The organism is Pseudorhodoferax aquiterrae, assembly GCF_014652235.1.
GTDB lineage: Bacteria > Pseudomonadota > Gammaproteobacteria > Burkholderiales > Burkholderiaceae_C > Pseudorhodoferax > Pseudorhodoferax aquiterrae.
In genome coordinates, this window is sequence record NZ_BMYK01000005.1 from 309527 (window position 1) to 326861 (window position 17335).

A 17335-nucleotide genomic window follows, 5' to 3' on the forward strand; every position below is an offset into this window, starting at 1 on the left:
CTTTGGGCACTCGAGACATGAACACAGGTAATCGCGCGGCCGCCGGTCGCAACGTGGTCGTCGTTGGCACCCAGTGGGGCGATGAAGGCAAGGGCAAGCTGGTCGACTGGCTGACCGAAAGCGCCCAGGGCGTGGTGCGTTTCCAGGGCGGCCACAACGCCGGCCACACGCTGGTCATCAACGGCAAGAAGACGGCGCTGCACCTGATCCCCAGCGGCATCATGCGTCCCGGCGTCAAGTGCTACATCGGCAACGGCGTGGTGCTGTCGGCCGCCAAGCTGCTCGAGGAAATCCAGGGCCTGGAAGCCGCCGGTGTCGAGGTGCGTTCGCGCCTGCGCATCAGCGAGGCCTGCCCGCTGATCCTGCCGTTCCATGCGGCGCTGGACGTGGCCCGCGAAGCCGCGCGCGAGAAGGTCGGCATCGAGAAGATCGGCACCACGGGCCGCGGTATCGGCCCGGCCTACGAGGACAAGATCGCGCGCCGCGCGCTGCGCGTACAGGACTTGAAGTATCCCGAGCGCTTCGCCACCAAGCTGCGCGAACTGCTGGCCCTGCACAACTTCGTGCTGACCGAGTTCCTGCATGCCGCGCCGATCGACTACGACCAGGTCTATGCCGAGTCCATGCAGCATGCCGAGCAACTGCGTCCCATGATCGCCGACGTCTCGCGCGAACTGAACGCAGCCCACCAGGCCGGTGCCAATCTGCTGTTCGAGGGCGCGCAGGGCACGCTGCTCGACGTGGACCACGGCACCTACCCCTACGTGACCTCCAGCAACTGCGTGGCCGGCAATGCGGCCGCTGGTGCCGGTGTCGGCCCCAGTCTGCTCCACTATGTGCTGGGCATCACCAAGGCCTATTGCACGCGCGTGGGCGGTGGACCCTTCCCGACAGAACTCGAATGGGAAAAGCCGGGCACGCCGGGCTACCACATGAGCACCGTGGGTGCCGAGAAGGGCGTGACCACGGGCCGCTCGCGCCGCTGCGGCTGGTTCGATGCCGCGCTGCTCAAGCGCTCGGCCCAGGTCAACGGCCTGTCGGGCCTGTGCATCACCAAGCTCGACGTGCTGGACGGCCTGCAAGAGCTCCAGCTCTGCACGGGCTACAAGCTGGACGGCGAACTGATCGACATTCTGCCCATGGGCGCGGACGAGATCGCGCGCTGCGAGCCGGTCTACGAGACGCTGCAGGGCTGGACCGAATCCACCGTCGGCGTGACCGACTACAACGCGCTGCCTGCCGCGGCGCGGCGCTACCTCGAGCGCATCGAGCAGACCACCGGCGTGCCGATCGCGATGGTGTCCACGAGCCCGGACCGGGACCACACCATCCTGATGCACAACCCCTACCAGGCATCCTGAGCCCCCAGCCCGCCCCACGGAGAACCCCATGCTGACCGAAGACGGCAAACACCTGTACGTGAGCTACGACGAGTACCACAACCTGATCGAGAAGCTCGCGATCAAGGTGCACCAGTCGGGCTGGGAGTTCGACAACATCCTGTGCCTGGCCCGTGGCGGCATGCGGCCCGGCGACATCCTGTCGCGCATCTTCGACAAGCCGCTGGCCATCATGTCCACGAGCTCCTACCGTGCCGAGGCCGGCACGCGCCAGGGCTCGCTGGACATCGCGCGCTACATCACGACGCCCAAGGGCGAGATCGCCGGCAAGGTGTTGCTGGTCGACGACCTGGCCGACAGCGGCCACACGCTGAACGCCGTGATCAAGCTGCTCAAGACCAGCTACGAGCCGATCACCGAGCTGCGCAGCGCCGTGCTGTGGACCAAGGGCGTCTCCTTGTTCACGCCGGACTACTCGGTCGAATTCCTGCCCACCAACCCCTGGATCCACCAGCCCTTCGAAGGCTACGACACCATGGGGCCCGCGCAGCTGCTGGAGAAATGGAAGGTCTGATCGCGCCGGCGCAGGGCGGCGGCTAACATGGCCGCATGCCTTGCCCCACCACCGATCTGATCCACCATCCCTACGTCCCGCCGGCCGAGTTCGCAGCGCCGCAGCCCGGCGTCTTCAAGGCCTCCACCGTCATCTTCCCGAACGTGGCGGCCATGCGCAGCCGCGAGTGGCGGGACAAGTCCGGCTACACCTACGGCCTGCACGGCACGCCGACCACCTTCATCCTGGAAGAGCGCCTGGCCGCGATCGAGGGCGGCTTGCAATGCCTGCTCGTGCCCAGCGGTCTGGCGGCGATCGCCAACGTGGCCTTGTCGCTGCTGCGCAGCGGCGACGAGGTGCTGATCCCCGACAACGCCTACGGGCCGAACAAGACGCTGGCGCGTGGCGAGCTGCAGGCCTGGGGCATCCGCCACCGGTTCTACGATCCCATGGACCCGGCCGACCTGGCGGCCCAGATCGGTGAACACACGCGCCTGGTCTGGCTGGAGGCCCCGGGCTCGGTGACCTTGGAGTTTCCGGACCTCGTGGAGCAGGTGCGGACCTGCCGCGCGCGCGGCGTCACGACGGCGCTGGACAACACCTGGGGCGCCGGCCTGGCCTTCGACCCCTTCGACCTTGGCACGCTGGACGCGCCGCTGGCCGTCGACATCTCGGTGCATGCGCTGACCAAGTACCCGAGTGGCGGTGGCGACGTGCTGATGGGCAGCATCGTGACGCGCGACGATGCACTGCACCAGCGGCTCAAGATGACGCACATGCGGCTGGGGCTGGGGGTCGGTGCCAACGATGCCGAAGTGCTGCTGCGCTCCCTGCCGAGCATGTCCCTGCGCTACCGTGCACACGACGCCTCGGCCCGCGCGTTGGCCCGCTGGTGCCAGGGCCGGCCCGAGTTCGTGCAGGTGCTGCATCCGGCGCTGGCCGGTTCGCCGGGCCATGCGCACTGGGCAGCGCTGTGTGCACGTGGCGAGCCGGAGCGGCCCGGACGCGCCGCCGGCCTGTTCAGCGTCGTCATCGACCCGCGCTACACGCAGGCGCAGGTCGATGCGTTCTGCGACGCGCTGCGGCTCTTCAAGCTTGGTTACAGCTGGGGCGGCCCGATGAGTCTGGTCGTGCCCTACGAGCTGGCCCAGATGCGCGTCCGATGGCCCGCCCATCTGCAGCGCGGCACGCTGGTGCGCTTCTCCGCGGGGCTGGAAGATGTGGCCGATCTGCAAGCCGACCTGGAGCAGGCTCTCGTCGCCGCGTTTGCCGCCTGATTGTGTACGCCGGCGGGCGCAAAAAATATCCGTATTCACGTACTTCGTCCCCGGCAATCAAGCTGTTAGAGTGGGGCGAACCCAACTGAACAGCGAGCACGACTTTGGCAACTCCCAACTACGGCTACGAGAAGCGGCAAAAGGAACTGGCCAAGAAGCGCAAGAAGGAAGAGAAGCTCAAGGCCAAGGCCGAGCGCAAACTGCACGGCCCGGCCGACGGCGAGCTCCAGGCCGGCGGCGTCGATGCCGAAGACGCCGACGGTGTGACGGCGCCGCCCGCCACCGAAACCTGAGGACGCCCTCTCAGCGCAGCTGCTTGCGCAGCTCGGCCCAGACGTTGTCCAGCATCGCGGCCTGGGCCTCTTCGCGCGGATGGATGCGGTCGGCCTGGAACAGCGCCGCCGCATCCGGTCCATCGGCCACGCCTTTGAGCAGGAACGGCACGAGGCCGGCCTTGTGCTCACGCGCCACCTCGGCGAACAGCATGCTGAACTGACGGCCGTAGTCCGCCCCGTAGTTGGGGGGCATCTGCATGCCCACGATCAGCACCTTGGCGCCGGCCTGCTGCGCCGACTGCGTCATGGCCGCGAGGTTGTCGGCCGTGTTCTTGAGCGGCAGGCCGCGCAGGGCGTCGTTGCCGCCCAATTCCAGCACCACGTGGGTGGGCTGGTAGTTCTTGAGCAGGGGCGCGAGGCGGGCGCGGCCGCCCGAGGTGGTGTCGCCGCTGATGCTGGCATTGCGCACCTCGGCCGCGATCTTCTGTTCAGCCAGCCGCTGCTCCAGCAAGGCCACCCAGCCCGTGCCGCGCTTCAGTCCGTACTCGGCCGACAAGCTGTCGCCCACCACGAGGATGCGGGCCCCGCCGGCGCCGGTCGCCTTGGCCGCCTGTGCCCACGAAGGCCCGGCCAGCAAGGGGATGTACAGGCCCACGATAAAGTGTCGTCGTCTCAAACCAAGAAGCCTTTCATGTCCCAATCCCCCGGTGCCGCGCTGGTGTCTGTCGAGCATGTGTTCAAGTCGGTGGCCGACTCGACGGGCACGCTCGACATTCTGCGCGATATCGATTTCGCCCTGGCTGCACGGGAAACAGCGGCCATCGTCGGAGCTTCGGGTTCCGGCAAGAGCACCTTGCTGTCCATCATCGCGGGCCTGGACACGCCGACGCGCGGCACCGTCCGCATCGCGAGCCACGACCTGTTTGCGCTCGACGAGGACCGCCGTGCGGCCCTGCGCGCGCAGCAGGTCGGCTTCGTGTTCCAGAGCTTCCAGCTGATGGGCAACCTGACCGCGCTCGAGAACGTCATGCTGCCGCTGGAGCTCGCGGCCCGGCGCGACGCGCGCCAGGCGGCCACCGAGATGCTGGCGCGGGTCGGGCTGTCGGAGCGGTTGTCGCACTATCCCAAGGTGCTGTCCGGCGGCGAGCAGCAGCGCGTGGCCTTGGCGCGTGCCTTCGTCGTGCAGCCGGCTGTGCTGCTGGCCGACGAGCCGACCGGCAGCCTGGACTTCGCGACCGGCGAGAAGGTCATGGAGCTGATGTTCGAACTCAACCGCGAACTCGGCACGACGCTGGTGCTGGTCACGCACGACCCCGGCATCGCCGCGCGCTGCGAGCGGCGCATCACCATCGAAGCGGGCCGCATCGCCGCCTGAGGACCGCCGCCAAGGGGGCGCGCCGATAATCGCGCCCCATGTCAGCTCCCAAAGTCCTGTTCGGCTTCCACGCGGTCAGCGTGCGCCTGAAGACCGCACCGCAGTCCATCGTCGAGATCTACTATGAGCCGACCCGGCGCGATGCCCGCATGCGCCAGTTCCTCGAGCGCGCCCGCGAAGCCGGCGCCCGCCTGATCGAGGCCGATGGCCTGCGGCTCGCCAAGCTGGCAGGCAGCCACGGCCACCAGGGCGTCGCCGCGCGCGTGCAGCCCTTGCCCCAACAGCACTCGCTGGACGAGTTCCTCGACGGGCTGGACGGACCGCCCCTGCTGCTGGTGCTGGACGGCGTCACCGACCCGCATAACCTGGGCGCCTGCCTGCGCGTGGCCGACGGCGCCGGCGCCCATGCCGTCATCGCGCCCAAGGACCATGCCGCCGGCATCAACGCCACGGTGGCCAAGGTGGCCAGCGGCGCCGCGGAGACCGTGCCCTATTTCATGGTCACCAACCTGGCACGCACCCTGGGTGAACTCAAGGAGCGCGGCATCTGGTGCATCGGGACCAGCGGGGACGCCGACCGGACGCTCTACCAGACCGATCTGAGCGGCCCGGTGGCCCTGGTGCTGGGTGCGGAGGGCGAGGGCATGCGCCAGCTCACGCGCAAGACCTGCGACATGCTGGTCCGCATCCCCATGCAGGGGGGCGTGGAGAGCCTCAACGTCTCCGTGGCGAGCGGGGTGTGCCTATACGAGGCCTTGCGCCAGCGCGGCGCCTGAACGACGGTCGCCGCCGATTGCTGTGAAATCGGCAACAAAGCATGGCTGAATTTGCTTGATTTGTAAGCAGAAGCAGGGCTTCCAGTTACAGTTCGACGCATTTTCCGCTCACGCCGGCGCATCGAAAGCCGGCGCACCCACCATGCACCCGTCCCTTGCTGTCCTGCGCAGCTCCTCGCGCGCCCTGTGCCTGAGCCTTCTTTGGGCTGCCACCGCCGCCGGTGCGGTCGACAGCAAGGCCGGTCGCTACTACGAAGACGCATTGAGCCGCTACGAGCAGCGGGACGTGCCCGGCGCCATCATCCAGCTCAAGAACGCGCTGCAGATCGACAAGAACATGCTGCCGGTGCAGCTGTTGCTGGGCAAGGCGCTGCTGGCCAACGGCGATATGGCGGCCGCCGAGGTGGCCTTTGCCGAAGCCCTGAGGCTGGGGGTGGACCGGGCCGAGGTCGTGCTGCCGATGGCGCGCGCCTACCTGGCCCAGGGCAAGCACCGCCGGGTGCTCGAGCAGCCGGCCTTCGCCGTGGGCGGGCTGCCGGTCCGCACGCAGATCGAGCTGTGGGTGCTGCGGTCGTCCGCCATGTCCGATCTGGGCGACGCGCGCGGCGCGCTGCACGCCATCGAACAGGCGCGTGCGCTGGACCCGCGGGCGCCCGATGCGTGGCTGGCCGAGGTGCCGGTGCGCATCCGTGGACGCCAGTTCACCGAAGCTGCGGCGGCGGCAGAGCGCGCGCTGGCGCTGGCGCCGCAACTGGCAGAGGCGCGCTACCAGCGCGGCGCCGTCTACCACGTGCTGGGCGACCTGCGCGCTGCGATCGCGGCCTACGACCAGGTGCTGGCGCTGGACGCCGACCACCTGGAGGCGCGCGTGGCGCGGGCCGGGCTGTACCTGGACACGCGGCGCAACGCCGACGCGGCCAGCGATCTGGCGCACCTGCAGCGCTTGTTCGACAAGGAGCCGCGCGCCGCTTACCTGCGTGCGCTGCTGGCCGAGCGCGAGGGCAAGCCGGCGCAGGCCAAGCAGCACCTGACCCAGGTGACGGCGCTGTTGGACCCGGTTCCGGTGGAGTTCATCCAGTACCGCTCACAACTGCTGCTGCTCAACGGCCTGGCCCATCTGGGGCTGGGCGAGAACGAGAAGGCCCAGGCCTACCTCGAATCGCTGCAGCGGGTCCAGGGCACCACGCCTGCCGCCAAGTTGCTGGCGCAGCTGCAGATGCAGCGTGGCGAGACGGAGCGTGGCGTGGGCACGCTGGAAGCCTATGTGCGGACGGCTCCCGGCGACAAGCAGGCGCTGATGCAATTGGCGGGCGCCTACATGGCGCAAGGCCGCAACGCCCAGGCCATCTCGCTGATGCAGGAGGCCCTGCGCGGCGAGGACCGGCCCGACATGCGCGCCGCCCTGGGCATGGGACTGATCGGCAGCGGTCACACCGGCCAGGGCGTGAGCGAACTCGAAGCCGCGCTGCGCAAGGACCCGGGCCAGGCCCAGGCCGGCACGGTGCTGGTCGGCCTGTACCTGCGGGCGGGGCAGGGCGCCAAGGCAGCCAAGGTGGCCCAAGGCCTGGTCAAGCGCGACCCGGACAACGCAGTGTTCCAGGACCTGCTGGGCATGGCCCTGGCCCAGAGCGGCGACACGAAGGCGGCGCAGGCCGCATTCGAGCGCGCGATGCAGCGCGATGCGTCCCTGATGGCCCCCAAGCTGCACATGGCGCGCCTGGAGATCGGTACGCGCCAGTACGACGCGGCCGCCAAGCGCTTGCAGGGCCTGCTGGCCGGCGACGAGAAGAACATGGACGTGCTGCTCGAATTGGCGCTGCTGGCCGAGCAGCGCGGCCAGCTGGCGCAAATGGAGGAATGGCTGCGCAAGGCCGAGGACCATGCGGGCCCGTCGGAACTGCGACCGGGCCTGGCACTGGTGGACCTCTACCTGCGCCAGCAAAAACCCGGCCCGGCGCTGGAGGCGGCGCGGCGTGTCCACGCCAAGGCGCCACCCGATGACCTGCCGACCCAGATCGCCTTCGGCCGCGCCCAGGCGGCCACGGGCGAGCGCATGGGCGCACGTGCCGCCTACACCGTGGCCTCGCGGCTGGCCAACAGCAATGCCCCGCTGCAGGTGCGCATCGCTTCGCTGCAACTGGCTGTCCAGCACGCCGAAGGCGCGGCCTACAGCCTGGACAAGGCCCTGACGGCGCAGCCCGACTTCCTGCCCGCCCAGGCGCTGATGGTCGACGTGGACATCCTGCGCAAGGACCTGGCCGGGGCGGAGCGCCGCGCCCGGCGCATTGCCGAGCAGCACCCCAAGCTGGCCGTCGGCTACAGCCTGCAGGGCGATGCCGCCATGGCGCGCGGACAGCAGGGCGCGGCCCTCGAGCTGTACCGGCGCGCGCACCAGATCGAACCCTCCACCGACACCTTCCTGCGGCTGTCCGACGCGCTGTGGCGCGTCGATGGCGGCAAGCCCGCCGTCCAGTTGGCCGAGCAGTGGTCGCGCCAACGGCCCACGGATGCGCACGCGCGGCGGGTGCTGGCCGATGCCCATGCCCGTGCCGGCCAGTTCGCCCAGGCGCGAGCGGCCTACGAAGCGCTGATCCAGGCCGCGCCGCAGGACGCCGAACTCCTGAACAACCTGGCCAATGTGCTGCTGCGCCTGAAGGATCCCGGTGCGGTGGCGGTTGCCGAACGCGCCCTGGCCGTGCTGCCGACCGATGCGAGCGTGCTGGACACGCTCGGCTGGGCGTTGTTCCAGGCCGGCGGCGACAAGCAGCGCGAGCGTGCACTGGGCCTGCTGCGCGATGCGCGCCTGCGCGCGCCGGCCAATCCCACCATCCGCTACCACCTGGCGGCGGTGCTGGCCCAGTCGGGCCGCACGGCCGAAGCGCGGACCGAGGCACAGGGCGCGCTCGACGCGGGCGAGTCCTTCGAGTACCGCGCAGAAGCGCAGCAGTTGCTCCAAACCCTGCGCTGATTTGTCGGATTTTTATGCATCCGAATGTTTCAGTTGTCGGGCCCAGTGCCAAGTCGATTGATTTGTAACGGAATTTTTCTCTGGCATGGATTTGGCTTACAAGTTTGCGAATATTGTTTCGAATTCGATCGGAGGATCTTTCAGATGAGCAAGAACAAGCTGCTTCCGCTGGTGGCGGGGCTGGCACTGACGGTGGTGGCCGGTAGCGCATCGGCCGACTGGTCGTTCAACAACCGGTACCAGTCCAGCAATGTGGCCACCGACCAGGGTGTCACGGCCACGGCCACCGCCTACTACATCGCCAACAGCAGCGGCAATGCCTTCGTCGCCAAGACCGACAAGGTGTCGGCCACGAACACCAAGCTCACCTTCAACGGGACCTCGGGCCTGGGCGTGTCCTCCGCCGGCGAGAGCGGCAGTCCCAACCACGCCATGGACAACACGGCGCGCACGGACATGATCCTGTTCAGCTTCAGCGGCCTGGTCGAGCTGGACTACGTGTCGCTGGGCTGGACCAGCAACAGCAGCGGTTCCAGCACCAGCACCAGCCGCGACGCCGATTTCAGCGTGCTGCGCTTCACGGGCCTGGACCTGCCCACCAACAAGGACAAGACGCCCTACACCATCGTCGGCAAGACCTGGGAAACGCTGATGGCCGAGGGCTGGGAACTGGTCTCCAACGTCGATGGCAAGGACGCCAAGAAGTACGCCGTGAACGGCCAGGACAACACCAAGGTCGAGGACAAGGTGTCCAGCTGGTGGATCGTCAGTGCGTTCAACACCGGCTTCGGCGGCAACAGCGGCCTGTCGGGCGGCAACGACTTCTTCAAGCTGGCCAGCCTGTCCGGCACGGTGCATGAGCGTCCGACCACCGAGGTGCCGGAACCCACCTCGCTGGCGTTGCTGGGCCTGGCCGCGCTGGGCCTGGTGGCGACGCGCCGGCGCATCCAGCGCAAGGCCTGATTCGCCGCGCGCGCACCCAAGGAACAACGGCGCCCGATGGGCGCCGTTTTCTTTTGGCGGTTGCGTTCAGACGGTGCCGCTGGCGCGCAGGGCGGCAATGTCGCTGTCCTGCAGGCCCAGTTCGCGCAAGACCTCGTCCGTGTGCTGCCCCAGTGCCGGCGGGGCGTTGCGCAGCACCGGCGGATGCTCCGACAGCCGCAGGGGGCTGGCCACGCCGGCCACCGATGCGATGCCGTCGCCCGCGTCGCGCGGCAGATCCAGCCGCAGTCCGCGCGCCACCACCTGCGGGTCGGCAAAGGCCTGGCCGATGTCGTTGATCGGCCCGCAGGGCACGGCCTTGTCCTCCAGCAGCGCCACCCACTGCGCGGTGCTGCGCTGGCGCGTCAGCTCTTCCATGGCCGGGATCAGCGTCGCACGGTTGTGCACGCGCGCCGTGTTGGTGGCGAAGCGCGCGTCGCGCGACCACTCCGGCCGGCCCGCCGCCTCGCACCAGCGCGCGAACTGGCCGTCGTTGCCGATGGCCAGCAGCATGGCGCCGTCCGCTGTCGGAAAGTCCTGGTAGGGCGCCAGGCTCGGGTGCGAATTGCCCTGGCGCTGCGGTACCTTGCCGGTGTTGAGGTAGCCGGCCGCCTGGTTGGCCAGGATCGCCATGCCCACGTCGAGCAGGGCCATGTCGATGTGCTGGCCGCGTCCCGTCTGCTCACGTGCGCGCAAGGCTGCCAGCACGGCGGTGGACGCGTAGACGCCCGTGAACAGGTCGGTCAGCGCAACGCCGACGCGCACTCCGCCGCCGCCGGGCTCGCCGTCGGCGCGGCCGGTGATGCTCATCATGCCGCTGGAGGCCTGGATCAGCAGGTCGTAGCCCGCGCGCTCGGCATAGGGGCCGGTCTGGCCGAAGCCCGTCACCGAGCAGTAGACCAGCCGCGGGTTCAGGGCCGACAGGCTGGCGTAGTCCAGCCCGTACTTCGCCAGGCCGCCGACCTTGAAGTTCTCCACCAGCACGTCGGCCTGCTCGGCCAGTTGCCGGATCAGGGCCTGGCCTTGCGGCTTGGACATGTCGATGGTGACGGAGCGCTTGTTCCGGTTGCAGGCGGCGAAGTAGCTCGCCTGGTCGGTGTCGCGGCCCTGCGCGTCCTGCAGGAAGGGCGGGCCCCAGTGGCGCGTGTCGTCGCCGGCACCGGGCAGCTCGACCTTGACCACGTCGGCGCCCAGGTCGGCCAGGATCTGGGTGCACCAGGGGCCGGCCAGCACGCGCGACAGGTCCAGCACCTTGACGCCGGCCAGCGCGCCGGCGGTAGCAGATGCCTGCGCCATGGTCAGTTGGCGAAGGCGGCGATGCCGGTCTGCGCGCGGCCCAGGATCAGCGCATGCACGTCGTGCGTGCCTTCGTAGGTGTTGACCACTTCGAGGTTCACGAGGTGCCGCGCCACGCCGAACTCGTCGGAGATGCCGTTGCCCCCCAGCATGTCGCGCGCCAGGCGGGCGATGTCCAGCGCCTTGCCGCAGTTGTTGCGCTTGATCAGCGAGGTGATCTCCACCACGTTCTGGTGCTCGTCCTTCATGCGGCCCACGCGCAGCGCGGCCTGCAGGCCCAGCGTGATCTCGGTCTGCATGTCGGCCAGCTTCTTCTGGACCAGCTGGTTGGCGGCCAGCGGGCGGCCGAACTGCTTGCGGTCCAGCGTGTACTGCAGCGCCGTGTGCCAGCAGAACTCGGCCGCGCCCATGGCGCCCCAGGCGATGCCGAAGCGCGCGCTGTTCAGGCAGGTGAACGGACCCTTCAGGCCCTGCACCTCGGGGAAGGCGTTCTCCTCGGGCACGAAGACCTCGTCCATCACGATCTCGCCGGTGACCGAGGCGCGCAGGCCGACCTTGCCGTGGATCGCCGGTGCGGACAGGCCCTTCATGCCCTTTTCCAGCACGAAGCCGCGGATCGGGCCGAGCTGGCCGCCGGCGGACACTTCCTTGGCCCAGACCACGAACACATCGGCGATCGGCGAGTTCGTGATCCACATCTTGCTGCCCTTGAGCTTGTAGCCGCCGTCGACCTTGTGGGCGCGCGTGGCCATGGAGCCGGGGTCGGAGCCGTGGTCGGGTTCGGTCAGGCCGAAGCAGCCGATGAACTCGCCGCTGGCGAGCTTGGGCAGGTACTTCTGCTTCTGCGCTTCGGTGCCGAATTCGTTGATGGGCACCATCACCAGGGAGGACTGCACCGAGGCCATGGAGCGGTAACCCGAGTCCACGCGCTCGATCTCGCGCGCCACCAGGCCATAGCTCACGTAGTTCAGGCCGGCGCCGCCGTACTGGGTCGGGATCGTGGGGCCCAGCAGCCCCAGCTCGCCCATCTCGCGGAAGATGGAGGTGTCCACGGACTCGTTGCGGAACATGGCCTGCACGCGCGGCATCAGCCGGTCCTGGCAGTACGCGCGCGCGGCGTCGCGGATCAGGCGCTCGTCTTCGGTCAGTTGTTGGTCGAGCTGGAAGGGGTCTTGCCAGTCGAAACGCGCTTTGGCCATGGGGTCTCCTCAAGGGGGCAGATTGCAAAGGCGCCCATCCTAGCTGCGGCCAGGGGGCGCGGCAAACGATGATTCTTGATCGAGATATGAGATTGAAGAATATTTGGAGCGGGGCTTATCGGACCGATGGGGTCTAAATGTGTATATTGGGAATACTTTGCGCCGCAAACTCCCATCCACCCAGGCCCTGGTCTGCTTCGAGGCCGCAGCCCGCCACGAAAGCTACACGCGCGCGGCGCAGGAGCTTTCGCTGACCCAGGGCGCCGTGTCGCGGCAGATCGCCGCGCTGGAGGAGTTCGTCGGCATCGTGCTGTTCCGCCGCACGCGCCACGGCGTGGCCCTGACCGACAGCGGTCGCGACTATGCCCGCCAGGTGGCCAGACGGCTGGACGGCCTGGAACTGGACACCTTGAACGCCATGGCGCGCCAGCACAGCGGCCATTCGCTGGCGTTGGCGGCCGTCGCCACGTTCGCCACGCGCTGGCTGATCCCGCGCCTGCCCGCGCTGGCGCTGCGCCACCCGCAGATCACCGTCAACATCGAGACGCGCACGCGGCCCTTCCTGTTCAGCGACGACGGTTTCGACGCAGCGCTGTACGCCGGCACGCCGGAGCAGGTGCAGAACTGGCCCGGCACCAGCGCCGTGCTGCTCATGAGCGAGGAGGTGCTGCCGGTCTGCAGCGCGGCCTTGCTCCAGGGACGCGGCACCCTCACGCCGGCGCAGGTCGCCGAACTGCCGCTGCTGCAGCAGAGCACGCGGCCGGATGCGTGGCGGCTGTGGTTCGAGGCCATGGGCGTGCAGGCCGCGCACTGGCAGAGCGGCCCGCGCTATGAGCTGTTTTCGATGTCGGCCACGGCAGCCGCGCATGGCCTCGGCGTGGCACTGGTGCCGCGCATGTTGGTGGCCCAGGATCTCGCGCGCGGCGACCTGGTGCTGGCCTGCGACCGGACCCTGCGCGGCAGCCGCGGCTACTACCTGGTCAGCCCCGAGCGGCGCGATCCGCCCGCCGCGCTCGCGCTGTTCCGCGACTGGCTGCTGGAATGTGCGAGCGCCGAAGCGCCATGACGCCGCATGGCTGCGGGTTTGCCCGATGTCGGGCTCACTTACACAGCCGGCCGTGCCGTGCAAGTGACCTCTTTCACGTCGGGCGTGGGTGTGTGTAACTTCTTGATTTTTTGTGATTTATTTGGAGGCGCGGCAGCTGGCCCACACATTGCTATGTGGCATGCATGTGGGAAATCATCATCATCTTGTATGTAATTTTCCTGGCGATCGGGCTTCGCAAGATCCCGTGAGCGCGGGCCGCGCCGCTGCACCGGCCTGCCGGGCCGGGTCGGCGAGGCGCTCCGCCAGAAAGTCCAGGAAGCAGGCAATGCGCGCGGCGAGCTGCGTGTTGCGGTAGTACACCGCGTTGATGGACTCGCGCTGGTCCACCGCCAGGCGCGGCAAGACCTCCACCAGATCGCCGCGCAGGCGGTCGGGCGTGGTCATGAAATCGGCCAGGCAGCAGATCCCGGCACCGGCCAGCGCCAGCTGGCGCAGCGTCTCCCCACTCGATGCGGTCATGCCCGGGCTGATGGGCCATTCGTCGCCGTGCGGCCCGCGCAAGGGCCAGCGGTTCAGCGCATCGGGCTGGTTGAAGCCGAGCAGGCGGTGCTGCGCCAGGCGCGCCAGGCTGGTGGGCTTGCCGTGCGCCGCCAGGTAGGCCGGACTCGCCAGCACACGGCGGCGGCTCGTGCACAGCGGCCGCGCGTGCAGCGTGGAATCGCGCAGGGGGCCGATGCGGATGGCGACGTCGGTGCGGCGCGCCAGCAGGTCGATGTTGAGCTCGTCGGTCTCCAGTTCCAGCGTGATCTGCGGGTACAGCTGCTGGAACTGCGGCACCAGCGGCACGATGGCATGCAGCATGAAGGGCGTGGCGGCGTTCACGCGCAGCCGGCCCGCCGGCTGCTCGCGGCGCAGCGCCATGTGCTCCTCGGCATCGTCGATGGCGGCCAGGATCGCGCGCGTGCGCACCAGGAAGGCCTGGCCTTCCTCGGTCAGCGCGATGCGGCGGGTGGTGCGGCGCAGCAGCGTGGTGGCAAGCTTTTGCTCCAGCCGGCCCAGCGCGCGGCTGACGCCCGACACCGTCTGCCCGAGTTGCTCGGCCGCCCCCGTGATCGAGCCGGTGGCGACCACCGCCGCGAAGGCCTGCAACTCGTCCAGCGTGGTCTTCATGGCGCGCCTCCATGGCCCGTGGTCGCGGAGCACAGGTTGATCACCAGCACGCCCGCGATGATCAGCCCCATGCCTGCCAGCGCCGGCGCGTCCAGCCGCTGGCCGAACAGCACGAAGGCCACGACCGCCGTGATCACGATGCCCACGCCGGACCAGATCGCGTAGGCCACGCCCACCGGCATGCTGCGCAGCACCAGCGACAGGCAGTAGAACGACGCGGCATAGCCCAGCGCCGTGGCCAGTGCCGGCCCCGGCCGCGTGAAGCTGTCCGAGGCCTTGAGCATGGCGGTGGCGAACACCTCCAGCACGATGGCCGCGCCGAGCAACAGGTAAGTGGTCATGTCCGTGCCTTCGTGTCCTGGGTGAAGGCCAGCAGCGCGTCCTGCAAGGCCTGGCGCTCGGTCACAGTCAGCTTGTAGATGCCGAGCAGGTCGGACAGCCACAGCCCGTCCGCCGCCAGCCGCACGATGAGTTCCCGAGTGCCTTCCGCGTTCTCGCGCCGGCAGCCGGCGACCCAGTCGCTCCACTGGCGCGCCAGCGGTCGCTCGACCACGCTGGCCGCGAGCACGGCGCGCCAACGGTGCGTCACGTGGCGCCGCCGGCCCGCGCGCACGGTCGCGCGCAGGTAGCTGGCGGCGCCGTTCGGTTTGCCGCCGTGGCGTGCGGCGTCGGCGTCCAGATCGTTCACGAACTCGGCCTGCGTGGTCTCCCACAAGGCTTGCAGCAAGGCCTCGCGCGTGCCGAAGTGGTGCTGCACGGCACCCTTGGTCACACCGGCCGCATCGGCCACGCTGCCGATGGACAGCGGCGCGCCTTCGGTCAGCAGATCGGCCGTCGCGGCCAGGATGCGGGCGCGCACCTCGGTCGGGGCACGGGTGCGCCTGCGAGCGTCGTTCATGGTGGTGTCTTCTTAAGAATACGAGCGTATTTTAATGAGGCGCCCGGCCCGGCAGGCGGCGCAGCGCTGCGATGACCTTCGTCATGCGTGCGCGCGATGCCGGCTGGCTATGCTGGCCGCCAGGGTTTCCCTTGGGGAATACGGATGCGCACCGCAGGCAATCGATCGGCATGTTCGACACACCGCAGCCCCCGGTCCGGCTGGCTGGTCGGCGCTGCCGCGCTGCTGGCCCTGCTGGCCGCCTGTGGCGGTCCACCCAAGGTGCCGTCCACGACGGTGGCCGGCAGCGTGGCGGCGGTGGCCGGCGTGAACCCCAGCGTGAGCGGGCGGCCCTCGCCACTGCTGCTGCGCGTCTACGAGCTCAAGACGGACACCGTGTTCGCAGCGGCCGACTTCGTTTCGCTGTACCAGCGCGACCAGGCCGAACTCGGCGCCGACCTCGTCGGCCGCGAGGAGATCATGCTGGCCCCGGGCGAAACCCGTCCCATCCAGCGCACGCTGGCGCCCGAGACCCGCTTCCTCGCCGTGTTCGCCGCCTACCGCGATGTCGAGCATGCGCGCTGGCGCACCGTGCTGGCCGTGCGGCCCGGCCAGGCCCAGCGCGTGACGATCCGCGCGGGCGAACTGGCGGTCACCGCCGAGCTGGCGCCATGAGTGCGCAGCCCGACGGCGATGCCGGCCCTGGTACCGCGCCCGGGCCCGGCGCGCCGCTGCCGGCCGCCGACAAGGTGGTCTGGACCCAGGGCATGTTCCTGCTGCCGCACCACTTCCAGCAGGAGACGCGCTACCTCGAGACCCTGGTCGACCGCCGCGTGCGGCCCTTGGGGGCGCATGGCTGGGGCTTCAGCGAACTCGTGCTCGACGAGTCGCTGCTGCCGCAGGGCCAGCTGGGTCTGGTGCGGGCCCAGGGCGTGCTGCCCGACGGCACGCCGTTCTGCATTCCGCAGACCGATGCGGCGCCGCTGCCGCTCGCGCTGCCGGCCGACGTGCAGAACGAACTTGTCTACCTGGCCGTACCGCAGGCGCGCGACGGTGTCGACGAGGTCGACTTCGACGCGGTCGACCCGGGCACCGCCGGCCGCCCGCAGCACCGCTACCGCATCACCGACCATGCGCTGCGCGACCGCACCAGCGCCGGCGACGATCCGGAACCCGTGCAGACCGCCGCGCTGTGCCTGCGCCTGGTGCGCGCGCGCGAACTCGGCGACGGCCAGGCGGCGCTGGGCGTGGCCCGTGTGGCCGAGCGGCGCAGTGACCGCCAGCTCGTGCTCGACCGCGCCTACACCCCGCCGCAGACGCGCATCGACGCCAGCGGCCAGCTCTCGGCCATGGCCGCGCTGCTGCACGGCCTTGTCCGCCAGCGCGCCGAGGCACTGGCCGCCCGCATGGGCCAGCTCGGCCATGGCGTTTCCGAACTCAGCGACTTCCTGATGCTGTTGACGCTGAACCGTGCCGAGCCGCTGCTGCGCCAGCACGCCCGTGCGCCCCATGCCCACCCCGAGCAGCTGCACCGCGACTGTCTGCAGCTGGCCGGCGAGCTGGCGACCTTCGCCGCCGCCAACCCGTCGTCGCGCCAGCCGCGCGAGTACCCGCTGTACCAGCACGAAGACCTGCAGGCCAGCTTCGCCCCGCTGCTCGACGCGCTGCGCGCCATGCTGTCCACCGCGCTGCAGCGCCATGCCGAGCAGATCGCGCTGACGGACCGCACGCACGGCGTGCGCACGGCCGTGCTGGCCGATGCCGAGATGCTGCGCAGTGCCAGCCTGGTGCTGGCCGTCAACGCCCAGCTGCCGGCCGAGCAGCTGCGCCAGCGCTTTCCGGCGCAGTCCAAGCTCGGGCCGGTGGACCGCATCCGCGACCTCGTCAACCTGCAGCTGCCCGGTGTCGCGCTGCGGCCGCTGCCGGTGGCGCCGCGCCAATTGCCCTTCCATGCCGGCCACCACTATTTCGAGCTCGACCGCGGCGGCGAGCTCTGGAAGCAGCTCGAACGCAGCGGCAGCCTGGCGCTGCACGTGGCGGGCGACTTCCCGGGCCTGGAGCTCGAGCTCTGGGCCATCCGGACCTGAGAACGTGTGAACGGACCGCTCCCACCCACGCGAGGCTCCGATGAACACCTGGTTCCACCGTGATTGCTGCGTCCAGGACCTCGCCCTGCGGGCCGGGGCGCGGCGAGCCGCAT

17 protein-coding genes are annotated in these 17335 nt (G+C 69.6%); 11 read left to right on the forward strand and 6 right to left on the reverse strand.

Annotation, left to right across the window (positions count from 1 at the left end; translation table 11 throughout):
- Nucleotides 1–17 precede the first annotated feature (17 nt).
- The 4 genes from IE209_RS11725 to IE209_RS11740 all read left to right on the forward strand — a co-directional run bounded on the left by IE209_RS11725 (nt 18) and on the right by IE209_RS11740 (nt 3463).
- Complete coding sequence (locus tag IE209_RS11725) at nt 18–1361, forward strand: adenylosuccinate synthase (protein WP_189687117.1); 1344 nt, start codon at nt 18–20, stop codon at nt 1359–1361.
- A gap of 28 nt (nt 1362–1389) precedes the next feature.
- Entirely contained in the window at nt 1390–1914 is a 525-nt protein-coding gene (locus IE209_RS11730; protein ID WP_145545273.1) for a phosphoribosyltransferase, read from the forward strand.
- 35 nt (nt 1915–1949) lie between these two features.
- Entirely contained in the window at nt 1950–3170 is a 1221-nt protein-coding gene (locus IE209_RS11735) for a PLP-dependent transferase (RefSeq protein WP_189687118.1), read from the forward strand.
- A gap of 104 nt (nt 3171–3274) precedes the next feature.
- On the forward strand, nt 3275–3463 hold the full coding sequence (locus IE209_RS11740) for a hypothetical protein (RefSeq protein WP_189687163.1): 189 nt from the start codon (nt 3275–3277) through the stop codon (nt 3461–3463).
- A 10-nt stretch (nt 3464–3473) separates the two neighbouring features.
- Here the strand turns inward: IE209_RS11740 and IE209_RS11745 are convergent, their stop codons facing one another.
- A complete protein-coding gene (locus IE209_RS11745) occupies nt 3474–4178 on the reverse strand; it encodes an arylesterase (protein ID WP_189687119.1) in 705 nt (234 codons plus the stop codon).
- Here IE209_RS11745 and IE209_RS11750 point away from each other — a divergent pair.
- The 4 genes from IE209_RS11750 to xdp1 all read left to right on the forward strand — a co-directional run bounded on the left by IE209_RS11750 (nt 4137) and on the right by xdp1 (nt 9527).
- Complete coding sequence (locus IE209_RS11750) at nt 4137–4820, forward strand: ABC transporter ATP-binding protein (RefSeq protein ID WP_189687120.1); 684 nt, start codon at nt 4137–4139, stop codon at nt 4818–4820. The genes IE209_RS11745 and IE209_RS11750 overlap by 42 nt on opposite strands.
- Before the next feature lie 38 nt (nt 4821–4858).
- A complete protein-coding gene (gene rlmB / locus IE209_RS11755) occupies nt 4859–5596 on the forward strand; it encodes a 23S rRNA (guanosine(2251)-2'-O)-methyltransferase RlmB (RefSeq protein WP_189687121.1) in 738 nt (245 codons plus the stop codon).
- 142 nt (nt 5597–5738) lie between these two features.
- Nucleotides 5739–8564 (forward strand): XrtA/PEP-CTERM system TPR-repeat protein PrsT, encoded by a 2826-nt coding sequence (prsT, locus tag IE209_RS11760; protein WP_189687122.1) that lies wholly within the window; start codon nt 5739–5741, stop codon nt 8562–8564.
- Between the two features lie 144 nt (nt 8565–8708).
- Nucleotides 8709–9527, forward strand: coding sequence for an exosortase-dependent surface protein XDP1 (gene xdp1 / locus IE209_RS11765; protein WP_189687123.1), 819 nt, complete (start codon nt 8709–8711; stop codon nt 9525–9527).
- Between the two features lie 66 nt (nt 9528–9593).
- Here xdp1 and IE209_RS11770 read toward each other — a convergent pair whose 3' ends face one another.
- Both IE209_RS11770 and IE209_RS11775 read right to left on the reverse strand, forming a co-directional pair.
- The gene (locus IE209_RS11770; protein WP_189687124.1) at nt 9594–10841 is read right to left on the reverse strand and encodes a CaiB/BaiF CoA transferase family protein; all 1248 of its coding nucleotides are present in this window, start codon (nt 10839–10841) and stop codon (nt 9594–9596) included.
- A 2-nt stretch (nt 10842–10843) separates the two neighbouring features.
- Nucleotides 10844–12040 carry an acyl-CoA dehydrogenase gene (locus IE209_RS11775; RefSeq protein ID WP_189687125.1) on the reverse strand — a complete coding sequence of 399 codons (1197 nt, stop codon included), beginning with the start codon at nt 12038–12040 and terminating at the stop codon, nt 10844–10846.
- A 157-nt stretch (nt 12041–12197) separates the two neighbouring features.
- Between IE209_RS11775 and IE209_RS11780 the strand changes: the two genes are divergently transcribed.
- On the forward strand, nt 12198–13106 hold the full coding sequence (locus IE209_RS11780) for a LysR substrate-binding domain-containing protein (RefSeq protein ID WP_189687126.1): 909 nt from the start codon (nt 12198–12200) through the stop codon (nt 13104–13106).
- 180 nt (nt 13107–13286) lie between these two features.
- Here IE209_RS11780 and IE209_RS11785 read toward each other — a convergent pair whose 3' ends face one another.
- Genes IE209_RS11785 through IE209_RS11795 form a run of 3 tightly spaced genes read right to left on the reverse strand, consistent with a single transcriptional unit; the run spans nt 13287 to nt 15156 of the window.
- Nucleotides 13287–14258: a LysR family transcriptional regulator gene (locus IE209_RS11785; protein WP_189687127.1), complete on the reverse strand. Its 972-nt coding sequence runs from the start codon at nt 14256–14258 to the stop codon at nt 13287–13289.
- The gene (locus tag IE209_RS11790) at nt 14255–14599 is read right to left on the reverse strand and encodes a DMT family transporter (protein WP_189687128.1); all 345 of its coding nucleotides are present in this window, start codon (nt 14597–14599) and stop codon (nt 14255–14257) included. The genes IE209_RS11785 and IE209_RS11790 overlap by 4 nt, the downstream gene beginning before the upstream one ends.
- Nucleotides 14596–15156: a TetR/AcrR family transcriptional regulator gene (locus IE209_RS11795; RefSeq protein WP_189687129.1), complete on the reverse strand. Its 561-nt coding sequence runs from the start codon at nt 15154–15156 to the stop codon at nt 14596–14598. The genes IE209_RS11790 and IE209_RS11795 overlap by 4 nt, the downstream gene beginning before the upstream one ends.
- A gap of 144 nt (nt 15157–15300) precedes the next feature.
- Between IE209_RS11795 and tssJ the strand changes: the two genes are divergently transcribed.
- A complete protein-coding gene (gene tssJ, locus IE209_RS11800) occupies nt 15301–15810 on the forward strand; it encodes a type VI secretion system lipoprotein TssJ (RefSeq protein WP_189687130.1) in 510 nt (169 codons plus the stop codon).
- The gene (tssK, locus tag IE209_RS11805; protein ID WP_229882812.1) at nt 15807–17222 is read left to right on the forward strand and encodes a type VI secretion system baseplate subunit TssK; all 1416 of its coding nucleotides are present in this window, start codon (nt 15807–15809) and stop codon (nt 17220–17222) included. Before tssJ ends, tssK begins: the two co-directional genes overlap by 4 nt.
- The last annotated feature ends 113 nt before the right edge of the window (nt 17223–17335 follow it).